The 16,129-nt window shown below is 62.6% G+C and carries 26 protein-coding genes and 2 pseudogenes; all 28 read left to right on the plus strand.

From position 1 onward, the window contains the following. Positions 1–496: hypothetical protein (locus IPL79_20215; protein MBK9073301.1), on the plus strand; the 496-nt coding region annotated here is incomplete at its 5' end. Further along, positions 493–1,125 carry a hypothetical protein gene (locus IPL79_20220; GenBank protein MBK9073302.1) on the plus strand — a complete coding sequence of 211 codons (633 nt, stop codon included), beginning with the start codon at positions 493–495 and terminating at the stop codon, positions 1,123–1,125. The genes IPL79_20215 and IPL79_20220, both read left to right, overlap by 4 nt. Beyond that, a complete protein-coding gene (locus tag IPL79_20225; protein MBK9073303.1) occupies positions 1,122–1,328 on the plus strand; it encodes a hypothetical protein in 207 nt (68 codons plus the stop codon). Before IPL79_20220 ends, IPL79_20225 begins: the two co-directional genes overlap by 4 nt. Then, positions 1,325–1,663, plus strand: a complete 339-nt coding sequence (locus tag IPL79_20230) for a winged helix-turn-helix domain-containing protein (protein MBK9073304.1) — start codon at positions 1,325–1,327, stop codon at positions 1,661–1,663. The genes IPL79_20225 and IPL79_20230 overlap by 4 nt, the downstream gene beginning before the upstream one ends. Then, positions 1,660–2,304: a hypothetical protein gene (locus tag IPL79_20235; GenBank protein ID MBK9073305.1), complete on the plus strand. Its 645-nt coding sequence runs from the start codon at positions 1,660–1,662 to the stop codon at positions 2,302–2,304. Before IPL79_20230 ends, IPL79_20235 begins: the two co-directional genes overlap by 4 nt. Then, on the plus strand, positions 2,301–2,489 hold the full coding sequence (locus IPL79_20240) for a hypothetical protein (protein MBK9073306.1): 189 nt from the start codon (positions 2,301–2,303) through the stop codon (positions 2,487–2,489). The genes IPL79_20235 and IPL79_20240 overlap by 4 nt, the downstream gene beginning before the upstream one ends. 100 nt (positions 2,490–2,589) lie before the next feature. Further along, entirely contained in the window at positions 2,590–2,796 is a 207-nt protein-coding gene (locus tag IPL79_20245; protein ID MBK9073307.1) for a hypothetical protein, read from the plus strand. A 173-nt stretch (positions 2,797–2,969) separates the two neighbouring features. After that, entirely contained in the window at positions 2,970–3,473 is a 504-nt protein-coding gene (locus IPL79_20250) for a hypothetical protein (GenBank protein ID MBK9073308.1), read from the plus strand. A gap of 604 nt (positions 3,474–4,077) precedes the next feature. Further along, positions 4,078–4,581 (plus strand): terminase small subunit, encoded by a 504-nt coding sequence (locus tag IPL79_20255; GenBank protein ID MBK9073309.1) that lies wholly within the window; start codon positions 4,078–4,080, stop codon positions 4,579–4,581. After that, positions 4,481–5,644 (plus strand): annotated as a pseudogene (locus IPL79_20260) (DNA-packaging protein). The gene IPL79_20255 and the pseudogene IPL79_20260 overlap by 101 nt, the downstream one beginning before the upstream one ends. A gap of 254 nt (positions 5,645–5,898) precedes the next feature. Further along, positions 5,899–6,465 (plus strand): HNH endonuclease, encoded by a 567-nt coding sequence (locus tag IPL79_20265; GenBank protein ID MBK9073310.1) that lies wholly within the window; start codon positions 5,899–5,901, stop codon positions 6,463–6,465. A gap of 46 nt (positions 6,466–6,511) precedes the next feature. Beyond that, positions 6,512–6,691 (plus strand): annotated as a pseudogene (locus IPL79_20270) (hypothetical protein). A gap of 584 nt (positions 6,692–7,275) precedes the next feature. Then, positions 7,276–8,013, plus strand: a complete 738-nt coding sequence (locus IPL79_20275) for a DUF4055 domain-containing protein (protein ID MBK9073311.1) — start codon at positions 7,276–7,278, stop codon at positions 8,011–8,013. 382 nt (positions 8,014–8,395) lie between these two features. Beyond that, the gene (locus IPL79_20280) at positions 8,396–8,767 is read left to right on the plus strand and encodes a hypothetical protein (protein ID MBK9073312.1); all 372 of its coding nucleotides are present in this window, start codon (positions 8,396–8,398) and stop codon (positions 8,765–8,767) included. A 98-nt stretch (positions 8,768–8,865) separates the two neighbouring features. Next, entirely contained in the window at positions 8,866–9,855 is a 990-nt protein-coding gene (locus IPL79_20285) for a hypothetical protein (GenBank protein ID MBK9073313.1), read from the plus strand. Between the two features lie 55 nt (positions 9,856–9,910). Further along, a complete protein-coding gene (locus IPL79_20290) occupies positions 9,911–10,180 on the plus strand; it encodes a hypothetical protein (protein ID MBK9073314.1) in 270 nt (89 codons plus the stop codon). Further along, on the plus strand, positions 10,177–10,710 hold the full coding sequence (locus IPL79_20295) for a hypothetical protein (GenBank protein MBK9073315.1): 534 nt from the start codon (positions 10,177–10,179) through the stop codon (positions 10,708–10,710). The genes IPL79_20290 and IPL79_20295 overlap by 4 nt, the downstream gene beginning before the upstream one ends. Then, complete coding sequence (locus IPL79_20300) at positions 10,704–11,126, plus strand: hypothetical protein (GenBank protein MBK9073316.1); 423 nt, start codon at positions 10,704–10,706, stop codon at positions 11,124–11,126. The genes IPL79_20295 and IPL79_20300 overlap by 7 nt, the downstream gene beginning before the upstream one ends. After that, the gene (locus tag IPL79_20305) at positions 11,123–11,521 is read left to right on the plus strand and encodes a hypothetical protein (GenBank protein ID MBK9073317.1); all 399 of its coding nucleotides are present in this window, start codon (positions 11,123–11,125) and stop codon (positions 11,519–11,521) included. The genes IPL79_20300 and IPL79_20305 overlap by 4 nt, the downstream gene beginning before the upstream one ends. Continuing rightward, entirely contained in the window at positions 11,518–11,829 is a 312-nt protein-coding gene (locus tag IPL79_20310; protein MBK9073318.1) for a hypothetical protein, read from the plus strand. Before IPL79_20305 ends, IPL79_20310 begins: the two co-directional genes overlap by 4 nt. Continuing rightward, on the plus strand, positions 11,829–11,993 hold the full coding sequence (locus IPL79_20315) for a hypothetical protein (protein ID MBK9073319.1): 165 nt from the start codon (positions 11,829–11,831) through the stop codon (positions 11,991–11,993). The genes IPL79_20310 and IPL79_20315 overlap by 1 nt, the downstream gene beginning before the upstream one ends. Positions 11,994–12,276: 283 nt before the next feature. Further along, positions 12,277–13,329, plus strand: coding sequence for a hypothetical protein (locus IPL79_20320; protein MBK9073320.1), 1,053 nt, complete (start codon positions 12,277–12,279; stop codon positions 13,327–13,329). 4 nt (positions 13,330–13,333) lie between these two features. Next, entirely contained in the window at positions 13,334–13,738 is a 405-nt protein-coding gene (locus IPL79_20325) for a hypothetical protein (GenBank protein MBK9073321.1), read from the plus strand. Continuing rightward, the gene (locus IPL79_20330) at positions 13,735–14,130 is read left to right on the plus strand and encodes a hypothetical protein (GenBank protein MBK9073322.1); all 396 of its coding nucleotides are present in this window, start codon (positions 13,735–13,737) and stop codon (positions 14,128–14,130) included. Before IPL79_20325 ends, IPL79_20330 begins: the two co-directional genes overlap by 4 nt. 338 nt (positions 14,131–14,468) lie before the next feature. Further along, positions 14,469–14,771 (plus strand): hypothetical protein, encoded by a 303-nt coding sequence (locus tag IPL79_20335; protein ID MBK9073323.1) that lies wholly within the window; start codon positions 14,469–14,471, stop codon positions 14,769–14,771. Then, positions 14,768–15,022 (plus strand): hypothetical protein, encoded by a 255-nt coding sequence (locus IPL79_20340; GenBank protein MBK9073324.1) that lies wholly within the window; start codon positions 14,768–14,770, stop codon positions 15,020–15,022. Before IPL79_20335 ends, IPL79_20340 begins: the two co-directional genes overlap by 4 nt. A gap of 71 nt (positions 15,023–15,093) precedes the next feature. Beyond that, complete coding sequence (locus IPL79_20345; GenBank protein MBK9073325.1) at positions 15,094–15,606, plus strand: class I SAM-dependent methyltransferase; 513 nt, start codon at positions 15,094–15,096, stop codon at positions 15,604–15,606. Beyond that, a complete protein-coding gene (locus tag IPL79_20350; protein MBK9073326.1) occupies positions 15,591–16,124 on the plus strand; it encodes a hypothetical protein in 534 nt (177 codons plus the stop codon). The genes IPL79_20345 and IPL79_20350 overlap by 16 nt, the downstream gene beginning before the upstream one ends. The last annotated feature ends 5 nt before the right edge of the window (positions 16,125–16,129 follow it).

The following is a 16,129-nucleotide window of genomic DNA, read 5'->3' on the forward strand; positions in this document are numbered from 1 at the left end:
GATCGAACTTGGCAAGTTTTATGTCGAAAACGGGCGCATATCAAACCGCCGTTCAGACGTCGAAATCGCAAAGCGTTCGGACAAGTTGAAAAATAATTCTAAGGCCGGAAAAATCAGCGCGAAAAAGTGCAATGAAAACAAGGTCGGCATGGCAACGGGTGTTCAACAACCGTTCAACCATACAGATACAGATACAGATATAACAGATGCTAACGCATCTGACGGCGTGGCCGTCGATGCCACCAAACAAGCGATTTGGAAGCGAGGCGTCCCGTTTCTCTGCGAGCGTGGCGTCGATGAAAAGTCTGCCCGTTCGGTAATCGGAAAGTGGCTGCGGGATCACGGCGCCACGGCGCTGTTCGACGCCCTGTCCGAAGCCAGGAAATCAGCCACCGGCGATCCGGTCCCGTTCATCACCCAAATCCTGAAACCGAGGCCAGCGTTCGATATGGATGCAATCATGGCCGATGCCTTGGAGATCAATAGAAACCGATGAGCCATTTTGACAAATCAGACCGCGATAATTTTTTCACCGGCAAGGTCCGGGCATATCTGGATCGCCGCACCGCACCGCGTGGCATTGCCGACAAGCCGCAGGTTGTGCGCGAGGAACTGGCGGCATTGGTCCGCTGCGTCCTGCGGTTTGCGCCAACGTCCGGGATGGACGAATGGTGGCAGAAATTCGAAGACAGGCTGGCCGAGGAATCGACAACGCGGGCTTGGCCGACAGAGGGCGAAATCAAGAAGGCCGCACTTTCGCTGCGCGGCACTACACAGCCGAAATTCACGCAAGGCTACGAGGCCGATCCGCTGGCAATCAATGCCGGACGCATGAGCCGAGGCGAGGCGGTGGGCGACGGGTTTCTGTACGGCAGGCCCGCCGTGGCTTTGCTGCGCGCCGGGTATGTGACGCCTGCACAGATGGCTGGATACCGCAGCGGTTTGTTCTTCTCGGCAAAGAGCGTTTACGGCGAAGCGGTTGCCCTGAATATGGAATCCGAGTGGAAAAAACGCCACGCAGACGCCGAATGTCTTGATGACACGCCCCGGCAGCGCGGCACGGCAATCCCGGCCCCGAAGCGGATCGCGGCGCACGACTGGGACGGCGAAGGGGAGCGGGTTTGATGGAGACATGGGCAGAAATGACCTATCGCCACAAGCGCGAGCGGGTAGCGTTGGTCGAGGCGCTGGCGGCGCTGGGGATCACGCAAACAGAAGCTGCGCGGCGTCTAGAAACGTCGGTGCAAAATCTGAATGCCGTGATCCGCGCCAAAGGGATCAACTGGCCGACTGCCGGGACACCGGGCCGCAAGAGGAAATCAGCATGACCCCATTCGGCACCCAACCCCGCCCGTCAACGCTGCCGGCCAAGGCCAAGCCGCGCCCGGCGATGACATGGGCAGAACTGGCGCGGTCTGAGGGCCACATGAAGGGCTTCCCAGGCAGCCAAGGCCATTCCGCTCAGGAAAAGAAAGCCCACGCGAACCTGGAACGCATCATGGACGTGATCGCCGAGAACCCCGGCATTCGCCGCGTGGAAATCATCGACGCCACCGGAATTTCCAAATCCGCGGTTGAATCCGCAATCATACGGCTGGTTACGGCAGGCAGGGCGGCGAAGGTCGGCGGCGGCAAGCATGTGACCTATGAGGCGGTGAAATGAAGGTCCTGATCGGGTGCGAGCAATCTGGCGTCGTTCGTGATGCATTCCTTGCCGCCGGGCATGACGCATGGTCCTGCGATCTATTGCCGGCCGAGACGCCTAGCAATCGGCATATCATCGGCGATGTGCGCGACGTGATGCAAGGCGATTGGGATTTGCTGGCGGTGATGCATCCGCCCTGCACGAGGCTATGCAATTCCGGCGTTCGGTGGCTTCATGTCCCGCCTCCGGGGCGCTCCTTGGCGGAAATGTGGGCCGAACTGGACGAAGGCGCGGCGCTGTTCTCGGCAGTCTGGAATGTGCCGCACATCCCCCGCGTGGCCGTAGAAAACCCGGTGATGCACCGCCACGCGAAGGAGCGGATCGAGAATTTCCAGCCCGCCGCGCAGACGGTGCAGCCATGGCAATTCGGCGATGATCCTGACAGTCCGGATAATGAGCGCAAGCGCACCTGTCTGTGGCTGCGGGGACTACCAGCCTTGGCGGCAACAGGATCGCTTGATGGCGCCACAGCGCGCGAGAGTGTTCATCGCGCCAGCCCCGGCCCGGACAGGTGGCGCGAGCGCAGCCGGTTTTTCCCAGGCATCGCACAGGCAATGGCAACCCAATGGGGCGGATGCGCAAGGATGGCCGCAGAATGACACCACACCAGCAAGCGCAGATCGCAGCTGCCAAGGCCGCCCACGAGGCCACGGCCCGCGAATTGCAGGCAAACGGCATGGCCCGCGCGGCATCGGACGCCGCGATAATCGCCATGGCCGATGAAATCCGCCAGCGGCAACGCAGCGAACGGGCGCTGGCAGCAATGCGGGGGGCGGGGGAATGACCGACGCCGAACGCATAGCCGCCTTCCGCCGCGCCATTCTCGAAATGGCCGAGGAAATCGCCAAGGCCATCGCGCGCCACGAAAAGCGCGAGGCCGGGGAATGAGGATCAGCGGCATCTATCACCAAGCCAACGCGGACCCGCCGACTGGCGCAGAGGCCGAACGCCGCAACGCCGATGCCTGCCGCCACGCATGGCAGCAATACGGGCTGGTGGTGATCGACCCGGAGACGGTCATAGACGACTGGATCAGGCAGGCGTTCATCAATGAGGCGGTGCAGAGATACGGAAAGCGCCAGACGCGCTAGGGCCGGGCTACAGGCGCAAGCCGCGACACCAGAACGGGCAGACGGGCGCATACGGGCAAACAGAGGGGCAGGACATGGGGCGAGGCGACAGACGCGGCAAGGGTGCTGATGCGCGGGCAAAGTGGGCGGCGGTTGCGCCAGTGCCGCGACCGAAAAAACGAGGGGCGGCCAGAATGGCGGAAATCAAGCGCGAGACAATGGATGTAGCCCTGAAAGCCCGATGCCGCCAAATGGGCGTACCCGAGGAAAAGGCAGACGAAATGCGCGCGGCGATGATCGGTGAGCCAGAGGGCCGCACGCTGGCGTTGACGTGCGACCCCGATACCGCCGAGCGGCTTTGGCAATGGTTTGTCACCATGACGACCGCAGAGGCGCGATACCACCGCAGCATCGGCAAAAGCATCCACGCCAAAACCGCCAAGCTGGAAATGATGCAAGAGCGGTTTGAAACCCGCGACGACGACCGGCCCGACTTACGCACCCAGGACGAACGCGACCGCGATGCCGTCACCGGCTGGATGCGTTGGCAGGGCTATCTTGGCCGCCTTGATGCCGCCGACAGCGCCGCGATATTCAGGGTCTATCGCCACGGGGCCGTTGCTGTCGTGTCTGGCGTCGTCACCCGCGCCGGCAAGCGGTTTGTCGCGGCTATGCTGGCGCTGGATCGGGTGATGTGAAGCGGGTTGACATTCTGCGACGGATCGAACAGAATTCGATAACCCTCCCCCCCCGGGCCCCCCCCCCGGCCCCCCCCCCCCGCCCCCCCCCCGCCCCCCCCCCGCGCCCCCCCGCCCCCGCGGGCCCCCCCCCCCCCCGCCCCCCCGGCCCCCGGGGCCCCCCCCCCCGGGGCCCCGGCCCCGCCCCCGCCCCCCCCCCCCCCCCCCCTTGGAAAGTTGCGCCGCCGGGGAAACCTGCGCGGCGTTTCGATTCAGCCGCTTTGATGCGGTGTGACAACAGAACACAAGGTCCGGCCCGACCAGCATAGCCAACAGGGCGCTGTCACACCCCATGAGCGCGGCGGTTGCCAGAGTGGTTGAATGGTGATCGACGGAAAAAGCCCGGTGGCTCGGGTTCGCGGGTTCGAATCCCGCACTGTCGCGCTCAACCCAACAAGACCCGCCACGCCTCTCTGCGATGCGCACCATGGCGGGTTACTTATCCGCCCCTACTCCACACGGGCCAACCGCCGCCCGTCATTCCCCATGCGCGAAAGCGTCAACGGTTCGGGGCGAGGCATCGAAGGGCCGAATTGTGGACGGCGGGACATCCCAAGGTGACGACATGGCGAAACGTGCAACCGGGCCGGGATTGACGGCCAAACAGGACGCGTTCGCGCTGGCATATGTCGAGACCGGCAACGCAGCCGAGGCATACCGCCGCGCCTATGACGTCAAGGCCGCGACCCAGCACAGCACCATCTATAGCGCGGCATCGCGGTTGCTGGCCGACAGCAAGATATCTGCAAGGGTTGTCGAGCTTCAGGATCAGGCGGCATCAATGTCGCTCTACACGGTCAAGGTGGCATTCGAGGAATACGAAGCCGCCCGACAATTGGCAATCGCAGAGGCCAACCCGAGCGCCGCCGTCTCGGCAATAAATGGCAAGGTGAAGCTGTTCGGACTGGACCAGCCACAGCGAATTAACTCCGAGGTTCGTGGCACTATCCAGATGGATGTTGTGACCAATGACGCAGATGCTTTCACCCGCCGCATGGCTGGCCTCGCAGCCCGCGCTGATGATGGCGGAACTGGCGACACTGACGCCGGAAGCGAAGGCGGCTCTTAACTGGCGCTGGCGCGGCTGGTGGGCGCGACCGTCGCAGGTTGCCCCGGATGGTGACTGGCGCGTTTGGTTTTTCATGGCTGGTCGCGGTGCCGGCAAGACCAGGGCCGGGGCCGAATGGGTCAGGGAACAGGTCATTGCTGGGCGCAAGCGGATTGCACTGATCGCGCCGACTGCTGCTGATGCGCGCGACGTGATGGTTGAGGGCGATAGCGGCATCCTGTCGGTATGCTGGTCGGGGGACCGGAGCGCTGCCGGTGAAGAACTGGGGCGGCCGCTTTACGAGCCGTCGAAGCGCCGCTTGACTTGGGCGAATGGCGCAATGGCTACGCTGTTTTCGGCTGATGAACCGGAGCGACTGCGCGGGCCACAATCGGACGCGCTTTGGGCCGATGAATTGGGATCATGGCGCCGGCCGGAAGCCTGGGATATGGCGATGTTCGGGCTTCGCCTTGGCGATGACCCCCGCGCCGTGGTCACGTCAACGCCAAAGCCTAATCCGCTGGTGCGGAAACTGGCGAGGGATGGCGGCACAGTCTTGACGCGGGGCAGCACTTTTGACAACGCCGCGAACCTTGCGCCGTCTGCGATTGAAAAACTGCGCAGGGACTATGACGGCACCCGGCTAGGCCGGCAGGAACTGTATGCCGAGATCCTTGACGATCTGCCCGGCGCGTTGTTTAGCCGGGAACTGATCGACGCGGCCAGAGTGAAGACGGCCCCGGACATGCAGCGGATCGTGGTCGCAATCGACCCGAGTGGCAGCGCCGGGGATGCAGACGACGGCGACAGCCAGGGCATCATCGTTGCGGGCAAGGGCATCGACGGTCGGGCCTATGTGCTGGCGGATCGGACATGCAAGCTGTCACCGGATGGCTGGGCAAGGCGCGCGGTTGCCGCCTATCACGAGTTCAATGCCGACCGGATCGTTGCGGAACGCAACTACGGCGGCGCGATGGTTGAGGCGGTCATTCGCACGGCGGATCGCAAGGTCAGCTATAAGGAAGTCACCGCCACGCGCGGCAAGGTGGTGCGGGCCGAGCCGGTCGCGGCCCTCTATGAGCAGTGCATCGCGGAAGGGATGCCCGTTGAGACAAGCACCGGTCCCGTAGCGATTGAAGATGTGCGAGCGGGGGACAGGGTTTGGACGCGCGAGGGGCTGCGAAGGGTGCTTTGGGCAGGCCAGACGGGAGAGCGCGAGACGTTGGTTATCCGGCACGGTGCTGGGGTGCTTGAATGTACCCCGGATCACCCGGTTTTCTGCCAACGTGGGTTTACCGACGCTGGACAACTTGTTCCTGGAAATGATACTTTAACCGTATGGAAAAACAGCAACATTTATGCGGGGACTGCGGCGCGCCAGTGTCGAGGTCTGGGGTCCGGTGCCGATCTTGCGGGGCCGCAGAGCGATGGAAAACACGCGCGAGAAAGCGGCCATTTGTGGAGTTCGGTGGTGTTCGATACTATCGGCAGGGTGATGGCTATTGGCGGGCATCTCGCCACGCTGGCAATGAACTTCTGCACCGTGCGGTTTGGCGGGCCGCGTATGGCGACATCCCTGCCGGGCAGCACGTTCATCACATCGACGGCGATTCTGGAAACAACTCGCTCGAAAACCTTCAGGTTATCAAGCCGCAAGATCACGCCAAGCACCACTATAGACCGGACCGCCTCCTATCTGATGAGGCAATGTTCAAACTCGGGAAATCTCAAAGGGAACGATGGAAGAAGATCGAACCCCGAGAGCACACCTGCGATCAATGCGGTGGGCAGTTCCAAAGCCGGGGAAACTGGGTCCGCTTCTGCTCACCAAAGTGCAACGCTGCATGGTGGAATTGGCAGCGTCGAAGCAGGGCAAAGGCGGCGGGTCTACAACCTCCACGTTGAGGGTTGCCACGAATTCTTCGCGGGCGGCGCATTGGTCCACAACTGCCGGGTTTCTCACGTCGGATCATTCGACGCGCTGGAAGATCAGCTTTGCCTGTTCGGGCCGGATGGTTACGCCGGCGAGGGATCGCCCGACCGGGCAGATGCGACGGTTTGGGCGCTGACTGAGTTGATGCTCAAAGAGCAGCCGACCACAAAAACAACCGCAGTCACGGGGCTATTCTGATGGATGTCACTGAGCGACACCCGGACTTGACAGCCGACCGCATTGCGGACTGGCAGTTGATGCGGGACACAATGGACGGGTCGCGCGCAGTCAAGCGCCGGGCGCAAACATACCTGCCGATGCCGTCCGGGTTCGCCTCGATGGATGATGGCGGGCTGGCGGTCTACAACAACATCTACAAGCTGCGCGCCATTGTGCCGGAAATTCTAGCGCCGTCAGTCGGGGCGATGATCGGCATCATCCACGGCAAGGAAACGCAGATCGAAATTCCTGATGGCATGGCGTGGATATGGGAAAACGCGGACGGCGACGGGATGCCACTTGAGGCGTTTCACCGGGGCATCACCCGCAATCTGCTATGGCTGGGCCGGTATGGCGTCTTGGCATCCGCGCCGGCTACCGGCGGCAATCCGTATCTTGTCGGGTATTCCGGCGACAGCCTGATCAACTGGGACCGGGATTTCTACGTCCTGGACGAAAGCGGATACCAGCGAAACGGGTTCCGGTGGGAATCGGTTACGCGGCACCGGGTTTTGACGATTGAGGACGGCGCGTTTGTTTCGACGGTTTACGAGGGCGAAACGATGGCGGCAAGCGAGCCAGTAGCACAAGGCGGCGTAAGGCTTGATTTTGTCCCGTTCACGGTCGGCAATGCGCGCGATGTTACGGCTGCGGTCGAAACCCCGCCTCTTGTCGGCGTGTCGAATGCCATCATCAACGCCTACCAGTTATCCGCCGACTGGCGCTGGCAGTTGTACATGAGCGGGCAGGAAACGCTTGTCGCAATCAACGGCGATGCGCCATCGAGTGTCGGGGCCGGGGTTGTGCATCAGATGAATGGCGGTGACGGCAACACGCCCGATTTGAAATATGTCAGCCCGTCCTGTTCCGGCATCGCGGCGCATGACAACGCCATTCAAAAGCAGATCGACGCGGCGGTCATGGCCGGGGCGCGGATGTTTGAGCAATCCGGCAACGGGCAGGAAAGCGGCGAAGCCCGTCGCCTGCGGTTTGCATCCGAGACTGCCAACCTGTTGAGCGTGGCGCAGGTATCGGCCGCGCTGCTGGAAAAGGCGCTGCGGTTCGCGGCGCGGATCTCGGGCATGGATGAAAAGGCTGCGGACGAAATCGTCGTCACGCCCCCGCGCGACTTGCTCGACAACACCATGAGCGCCGCAGAATTTGCCACGCTGTTCGACGCCTACGAGCGCGGCGGCATGGCTTGGGAAACCCTCTATGCGCGCGGTCAGGCCGGCGGGATATACACCGACGAGCGTAACGCCGAAGAAGAATACGCATTGCTGGAAGGCGATGCGATATAGGCCGGAACCCGGCACAACCCCCACCAAAGGAGACAGGCCAATGGCTGTCAAACTCGTAGTCGAGACCCTCGACGACATTGATGAAACCCTGCACCCGCTCTACGTCGAACATGATGGCAAGTTCCATCTGGACGCCGACGCGGACAGCATCCGTGGGCATCGGGATGTGATGCCGCTTGCCAATGCCTATGACCGGACCAAATCGGACCTGTCATCGTACAAAACCAAGCTGACGGACGCGCAACGGCGGGCCGCGCCTGATGATTTCGACCCGGAAACGTGGAAGAAGCTCAAAGACGGCAAGACCGACGATGCCGCGCATCAGCGCCAGCTTGTCGAGTTGCGCAAGACGCTGGAGGCCGAGCGCGACGAGTGGAAGGGCATGTATACCGGCGAAGTCACCAAGGGCCGCAAGGCCAAGGTCAACGCCGAATTGACAGACGCGCTTTCAGCCGCCGGCATCACCAACGCCGTTTTCGTCAAGGCCGCGCGGGCCATGTTGGAGCCGCGCGTGTCGATGGACGACGACGATACAACTCTTGATATTGGCCTTGGCCCGATGACGATTTCCGAGGCCATCAAGCGGTGGTCTACCGGCGACGAAGGTAAGGCGTTTGTCGCGCCTCCCAAGGGCGACGATGCGCGCGGCAACACGCGCGGAATGAACGGCAATCAGACAAAAGGCGACATCGGCGGGGACAGGGCTGCGCGCATCGCTGCGTTGAACGCCAAATTCCCCGATCTCGCCCAGTAACTACCGCCCATGTCGGGCAACCCCGTGATCTCAATGAGACGGCGGGCATATAGGGCAGTGCCCCAACCTCCACTCTGATTTCACGAAAGGAAACAGACATGACTACATCTCAAATGGTTGTGTTCAACCAATACTTCATGCCCGCGACTATCGAAACGCTGGCCCAAATGGTCAGCAAGTTCAACGCGGCATCGGGCGGCGCAATCCGCCTGACCACGGATGGCTTCGATGGCGATTTCTTGCAGGAATCGTTCTACGCGGCCATCCATTCGGCGCAGCGCCGCGTTGACCGCTATGCCAGCAACACCACGGCCAGCACAACTGACCTGACCCAGGCCAAACATTCGTCGGTCAAGATCGCCGGCGGGTTCGGCCCGATCCGGTATGAGCCGGCGCAAATGACATGGCTCAACAAGCCCACCGCCGAGGGTATCGAGGTTGCATCGCGCAACTTTGCCGAGGCGATGTTGAAAGACCAGTTGAACACCGCAGTTGCGGCGCTGGTTGCGGCTATCGGCCAGCAGGGCGCGACGACCACGGTTGATGTATCCACCGGTTCCGGGGCCAAGGTGATCGACTATGCCACGGTCAACAACAGCCATGCGCTGTTCGGGGATCATTCCTCGCTGATCGCGGCGCAGATCATGTCGGGTGCGAGCTATCACGCGTTCGTCGGTCAGAACCTGACCAACACCGAACGGCTGTTTCAGGCCGGGACGGTGCGGATCGTGGATATCATGGGCAATGTGACCATCATCACGGACGCCCCGGCGCTCTACACCGCTGCTGTGGTTTCCCCGGCGGTTGCTGCGAAGCGGCGCGTTCTGTCGCTGGTGGCCGGCGCCGCGACTGTCTCCGATGGCGGCGACGTGGTGTCGAACATCCAGACCACGAACGGAAATCTGCGGATCGAAACGACCTTGCAGATCGACTACACGTTCGGGCTGGGGCTGAAAGGCTACACCTGGGATGAAACCTATGGCGGCAAGTCCCCGACCGATGCCGAAATCGGCACGGGCACAAACTGGGATAAAATCGCCAGTGACATCAAGCATACGGCGGGAACCCTTGCCGTCGGCTTGGCCTGACTTTTGCAGTAGGGGCGGCGCAATCCGCCCCTATCACCAAGGCTAGGAGCAAGACATGAAACCGCAGAAACCTGTAATTTTCGAGCCGCACCCGGTGACGCCGGAACGCAAGGCGGAACTTCACGCCGCCGGGTACAAGATCATTGACGCGCGGTTTGCGCCGCGTGAGGCGAAGGTGCCGGTCCTGCCGACCCGCGACGACATAGCCGGAATGAAGCGCGGCGAGGTGGTCGAGTGGTTGAAAGCGCATGGCGTTGATGACCCGAAGGGGCCGGTTGCCGATCTGCGCGACGATCTTTCGCGGGCGATGTTTGCAGACCTGTGAGGCTGGCGCTTTGCCTCGGCGGTGCCGCCGGGGTTCGGGATGATTGGGCGGCGGCGCTGGCGCTGTTTGCGCCGAATTATGTGGTCGCATGTAACGACGCCGGGATGATCTGGCCGGGGCGACTGGATGCCTGGGTGACGCTACATCCCGACAAGATGCGCGGATGGCGCGACGCGCGGGCATCCAATGGGTTTGAACCGGCGATTGAGTATCTGGTGCATGGGGATCGTATCCAGCGATGGTGCGATCTGGTGGAGTTTCGCTTTCCCGGCCAGCAAAGCAGCGGATCAAGCGGCATGATGGCGGCCAAGGTTGCGTTGCACGATCTAGGCGCGGATCGGGCTGTTCTGGCGGGAATACCGATGGATCGGGAACCGCATTTCTTCGACGCCGAAATCTGGCAGGCCGCGACCGGCTATCACGGCGTATGGGATCAACTTTCCGGCTTTGACCGGGATCGGGTGCGCAGTATGTCGGGCTGGACGGCGCAACACCTTGGAACGCCTGACGCGGAGTGGCTTGGATGCTGAGTTTTACGACACTTGCCGTCACGGCTGCTGAGGCAACGGCCTATCACGCGCTGGCGGCGCCGACCGGCTGGCCGGTGGTTGAGGCCGACCAGGAGGCGGCGCTGTATCGCGGCCAGCGGTATATCGCGGCGCGGTATAATGGGCTGTGGCTGACTGACTGGGACAACGATGACGCACCGGACGAGGTGAAACATGCGATTTCCGAGGCCGGGCTGGTGGAAGCGGTTTCGCCGGGAAAGCTGTCTGTCACCAGCACTCCGGCAGCGGACAAGGTGCTGGTTGGCGTCGGGAACATCACATGGGAGCGGGTGAAGGCCGGCGGCATGGATGGGTGGATACCGCGCCTGTCGATTGTTGAGGGGCTGCTTTCCGGCTTGGTTCGGAGCGGTGCGACGATGCACCTGAGCCGCGCATGACCGCCGGGACCGACATTGCCGCCGAAATCGCGGCCGCTCTGGCCGAGGCTGGCGAGGCTACCGGATCGGGCGCGCTGGTCTGCACCATCAAGCGGGCATCCGGCGGGCCGGTGACGCCATGGGATACCGGCGCGGCGACGGCAGCCTATTTCGAGGTGACCGCGCTGGCCGATGAGCAGCGGCTGCGCGACATCAACGGCACCCTGATCGGGCAGACGGTGCGGACGCTGATGGTTGACGCCACCGGGACAGTGCCGCTCAAGTCGGACGTGATTGCGGTTGGCATCCGGGCGGCGGCGGTTGACGCGAACACCGAATGGGCGCAAATTCTTGAGGTTCGCACGACCGCGCCCGGTGGCGTGGCGCTGTATCATGAACTGGACCTTGCGAAATGAGCGAAGATGCCGAACTGAACGCCATTGCCGACGCGCGGGCCGGTGATCGGGAAATCCCGGCGACGCCGGCCGATCTGGTTGCCGGCAAGGGCCACGTGACGAGACGCGTTCCGCCGATACGGATGCCACGGGATCGGCATTGGGTCGAATACAACCAGATTGCCGACCCCAGCCGGATGCAGCGCGACACCAACAACATCGCCGGAGAGCCGCGCGAAAACTACATGCGCCACACCGCGCCGGGGGATCGCAGCGGAGAGTTGTGGTTGCCGGGACCAAGCAAGTACGCGGCGAAACAGGCAGGGTAATGACCAGCCCGTACCAATGCTGGTGCATTATCTGGCACCTTGACCAGGGCGACATCGAGGCGGCGCGGATCGTGGCGAGCCTGCCGCCCGAGTATTTCGCCCCGTTCGACCGGATACTTGAGGCGGCGTTTGCGGCGGGTGTTGCGATGAATTGGAGAGATTGACATGAGTATTGAGGCCGAGAAGGTCATTTCTTGGGGGAACATCGTCGCTAGTGGCGGCATTCACCCGGACGAAGACAGTACCACAATGACAGTGTTTCTGGGCGCGCAGTCATCCGGCAGGGCGGTTGAAGTGAGGGCAAAATCCAACGTTTGGTATGGGCGCGTCGATGAAGACGGTTACGCGATAGTTGTGCGGTCAGACCTTTTGCCGACAGACTAAACCGCCCGACAATCTGAACCACCTGGCCCCGCTTTTAGCGGGGATTTTGCACATGGGGGCAGAATGGCCCGACGCCCGACCAATGCCGCGCTGTCACGCCAGCAGCGGCGCATCATCCGCGAACTGATGGCAAAGCACGAACCGGCCATACAGGCGGCGTTCGAGGCAGCAATTCAGAACGCCAAGGGCGCGCTGGATTTTGACGCGCTGATACGGGCGGTTGAGGCAAACGACTGGCGGCGTGTTGATCAGCTATTCCGTCTCAATCAAGCCGTGCTGTTCCCGCTCGAGGATGCCGCGCGGGCGGCGCTCATTGCTGGCGGTGTGGCAGTCGCGGTGCCAAAGGGCATCGCCGGCGCGTTCAGCTTCAACGGGCGGCACGTTCGCGCCGAACAGATCATTGCCGAAACCGGCGCGCGGTTGGTAACGGAGATCGGCAACCCCGGTGAGGACGTCATTCGCGCGATACTGCTGGACGGGCAGCAAGAGGGCATCGGCGCGCGCAAGGTGGCGCAGCGGCTAGGCGGCGTCGTCAACCCGCGAACAGGCATCCGTGAAGGCGGTATCATGGGTCTGGACGGCCCCAGGGCGCACCGGCTGGATGCCGTCACGCGCGGCATGAAAACCCCCGAAGGTGTGCGGGACTTGGTGACGGTCAGGGCCGACGGCAGTCTGAAGCTGAAGTACAAGGTAAACCCGGCGACTGAGCAACAGATATTCTCGGCGTACAAGCGCGGTGAGGCAGTCCCGGCGGCGGCGCGCGCCCGTGCTGAAAAGCAGTTCTCGAACAAGCTGCTGAAAGAACGGTCTGAGACAATCGCCCGGAATGAGGCTTTCAAGGCGCAGGCGCAGGGCCGCAACGAGGCGCATCGGCAGATGATGGAAGGCGGCCTTGTCGAAAGCGCCGACAAGAAATGGCTGCACAACACCGCGAAGAACCCGCGACACGATCATCAGTCGATGGACGGTAAGGTTGTCGCGTTTGACGAGGCGTTTGCGATGGATGACGGGACGCAGATGCAGTTCCCGCATGACCCAGCTGCGGGACCGGAGCATGTCATCGGTTGTCGCTGTGTGGTGATTTACCAAGTGCGGTATAAGAGGCCGGGAGGTTGAAGCTATGACCAAGACTTTCACGGCTCAGCTTGAGGACTTCGCCAAAATGACCGTTGAGGCGATGGAATACACCATGCGCCAATCCATTCAGGACGTTCTTGAGGCGGCGCAGACGACGCAGATCGGCATAGGCCAAGGGGCAACAAGTTTCGAGGTCGGCAAAATCCCGGTCGATACCGCCGAACTGGTCAACAGCCTGACGGTCGATGGTGCGACGGGTCCAGACAGTTACGTTACCGCAATCGAGGGCATGGAAATCGGCGACGTCAAGCGGTTTGCGTGGACCGCGCCACATGCCCTGCCTGTTGAAATGGGCACGTCAAAATTTCCCGGCCGGCACTTCGTTTCCGCCAACGCGCGCCGGTTCTCGGAATTTGTCGATGCCCGCACGGCTGAGGTGACGAAATGAACGAAGCCGCAATCGCGCAAATCTTGGGAACCGAACTGCTCAAGATCAGCAGCCCGGCTCCGCGCGTGGTGTGGGATAACCAGGACGCCAGCCCGGCCCGGCCCTACCTGCAAGTGCAGATGGTGCCGGTATCGCGGCAGTCGCCGGGGCTGGCCGGCGGCGGTGTAATCGCGCGGGGGTTCATGCAGGTTACTGTCGTTGCCAGCGCCGGGGGCTTTGCGACGGCGGCGCTGGCACTGGCGCAGGACGTGGCCGATCAGTTTCCCAAGGCGCTGCGGCTTGCCGGGACCGGCGGCGTCGTCACCATCACCGAGGCGGCGCGGATCATGCCGGGTTACACAGACGGCACCGACTGGCGCATCCCGGTTCAGGCAGACTACTTTGCCGGGTGATCTGACAGTCGCCTGCGTCATGCGCAGCGGGGGCAGGTACGATGCCGAGTGGGTGGCCAAGCTGCAACGGGGCGTGGCGCGACACCTGACATTGCCGCATCGCTTTGTGGCGCTGTCGGACGTGCCGGTGCCATGTGATCGGATACCGCTTGAAACCGACTGGCCGGGATGGTGGAGCAAGTGCGAATTGTGGCGTCCGGGACTTCTCACCGGGCCGACGATCTATTTCGATCTTGATACCGTCATCGTCGGGTCGCTGGAGCGCATCGCCGCGCATCCGCATGTGTTTACAATGGTGTCACGAATTTCACCAGCCGCACCTGTTGTGCAGCACCGCGATGGCATGGACCGGCGATCACTCGCACATCTGGCACTCGATGCACGAAATGACGCCAAAGCGCCGCGACCAATACGACAAGTGGGAAGGCAAGCGCATCGGCGATCAGGCCTATATCGAGGACTGCAAGCGCGGCCAGCACGTTGACACGTTTCGCGATCTGTTCGGGGAGCGGTCAATCGCGTCCTACAAGGTGCATTGCAAGGGCGGTCTGCACGGCGACGAGGCGGCAGTAGCGTTCCATGGGGCGCGTAAGATGGATGACTTGCTGCACGTAGATTGGATAAGGGAGAATTGGATATGATGATCCAGAGAGTGCCGGGGTTCAACCGGGTTCTCGGCAAGGCCCAAGGCTATCTTGGCCTTCCGGTGCGGGATTATGTGAGACACGATCCGGCGTTCGGCGGAGACGTGAATGTGATGGAAACCGCATGGCAACCAACGCCAGATCAATTGGCGGCTTTGAATGCCGGTGCGAACATTCACGTCCACCTTTTCGGCAGTCAACATCCGCCGATCATGATTGATGTCGGCCCGGTGCCGGATAAATCTTGATGGCTATAAAAGACCGGGCTGACTTTGTATGCCCCCCGCCGATCCAGCCAACCGTCGATTGGTTCGGCAAGATGAAACGCCGTGGGCAGGTCATCGCGTGGCTGGCGCGCAAGCATGGGTGGACGCGCGGCGCGGAGCTGGGCCTTTGGGAGGGCGCGACGATGGCGTTTGTCCTGCAAGAGTGCCAGTCGCTGCACATGATCGGCGTCGATCTGTGGACGCCGCAACCTGACAATCCCGGACCTGAGGGCTACGAGGGCTGGGATCACGACCAGCACGAGCGCACATGCCGCGACCGGCTGGCCGCCTACGGCGCGCGGGCAACCATCATCAAGGGTTGGACTGTGGAGGTCGCCGCGCAAGTCGATGATGCAAGCCTTGATTTCGTTTTCATCGACGCCGATCACAGCGAAAAGGGCGTTCGGGCTGACATCGCAGCTTGGGGGCCGAAGATCAAACCCGGCGGCTGGATGCTGGGCCATGATGCAAGTTGGCCGTCCGTTCGGGCGGCAATCAATGACCTTGTGCCGGGGTACTGGGTCGGTCCTGACGTGACGTGGGGCCGGGTGTGGCGACCTGCCTAGTTTTGGGCGCCGCCGCTTGCCTGCACGACGACCTTGCCGCCTACACCGGCCCTGTGGACGGGTGTGTTGCCTGCAACGACGCGGGCGCGGAATGGCCGGGCGAGTTGGACGCCTGGGTTTCGCTGCATCCGCAGTTCTGGATCAACAAGGGCTGGGTGGCGTCCCGCGCGGCGAAAGGCTACCCGGCGTCGCCGCTCTATACCCACGATCTGCGCCACGCCCCGGACGGGGCAATCGCAACCGCATACTGCTTTCCGGGGCAGGAGCATTCGGGTTCATCCGGCATGTTCGCGGCGAAAGTCGCGCTGATCGACCTTGGCTTTGACCGGGCTGTCCTGTGCGGAATTCCAATGTCGCCAATGGCGCATTTTCACGGCGAAACGCATTGGCTCGAACGCAACGGCGCATCGCCGCTGCCCGACAGATACCTGAAACGCTGGCGCGATGTGCCGGCGGAATATCGTGACCGGATACGGTCAATGAGCGGTGCGACCAGAGACCTACTCGGCGCGCCGTAAACCTT

Source organism: Myxococcales bacterium (genome assembly GCA_016716835.1).
Lineage (GTDB): Bacteria > Myxococcota_A > Polyangia > Haliangiales > Haliangiaceae > JADJUW01.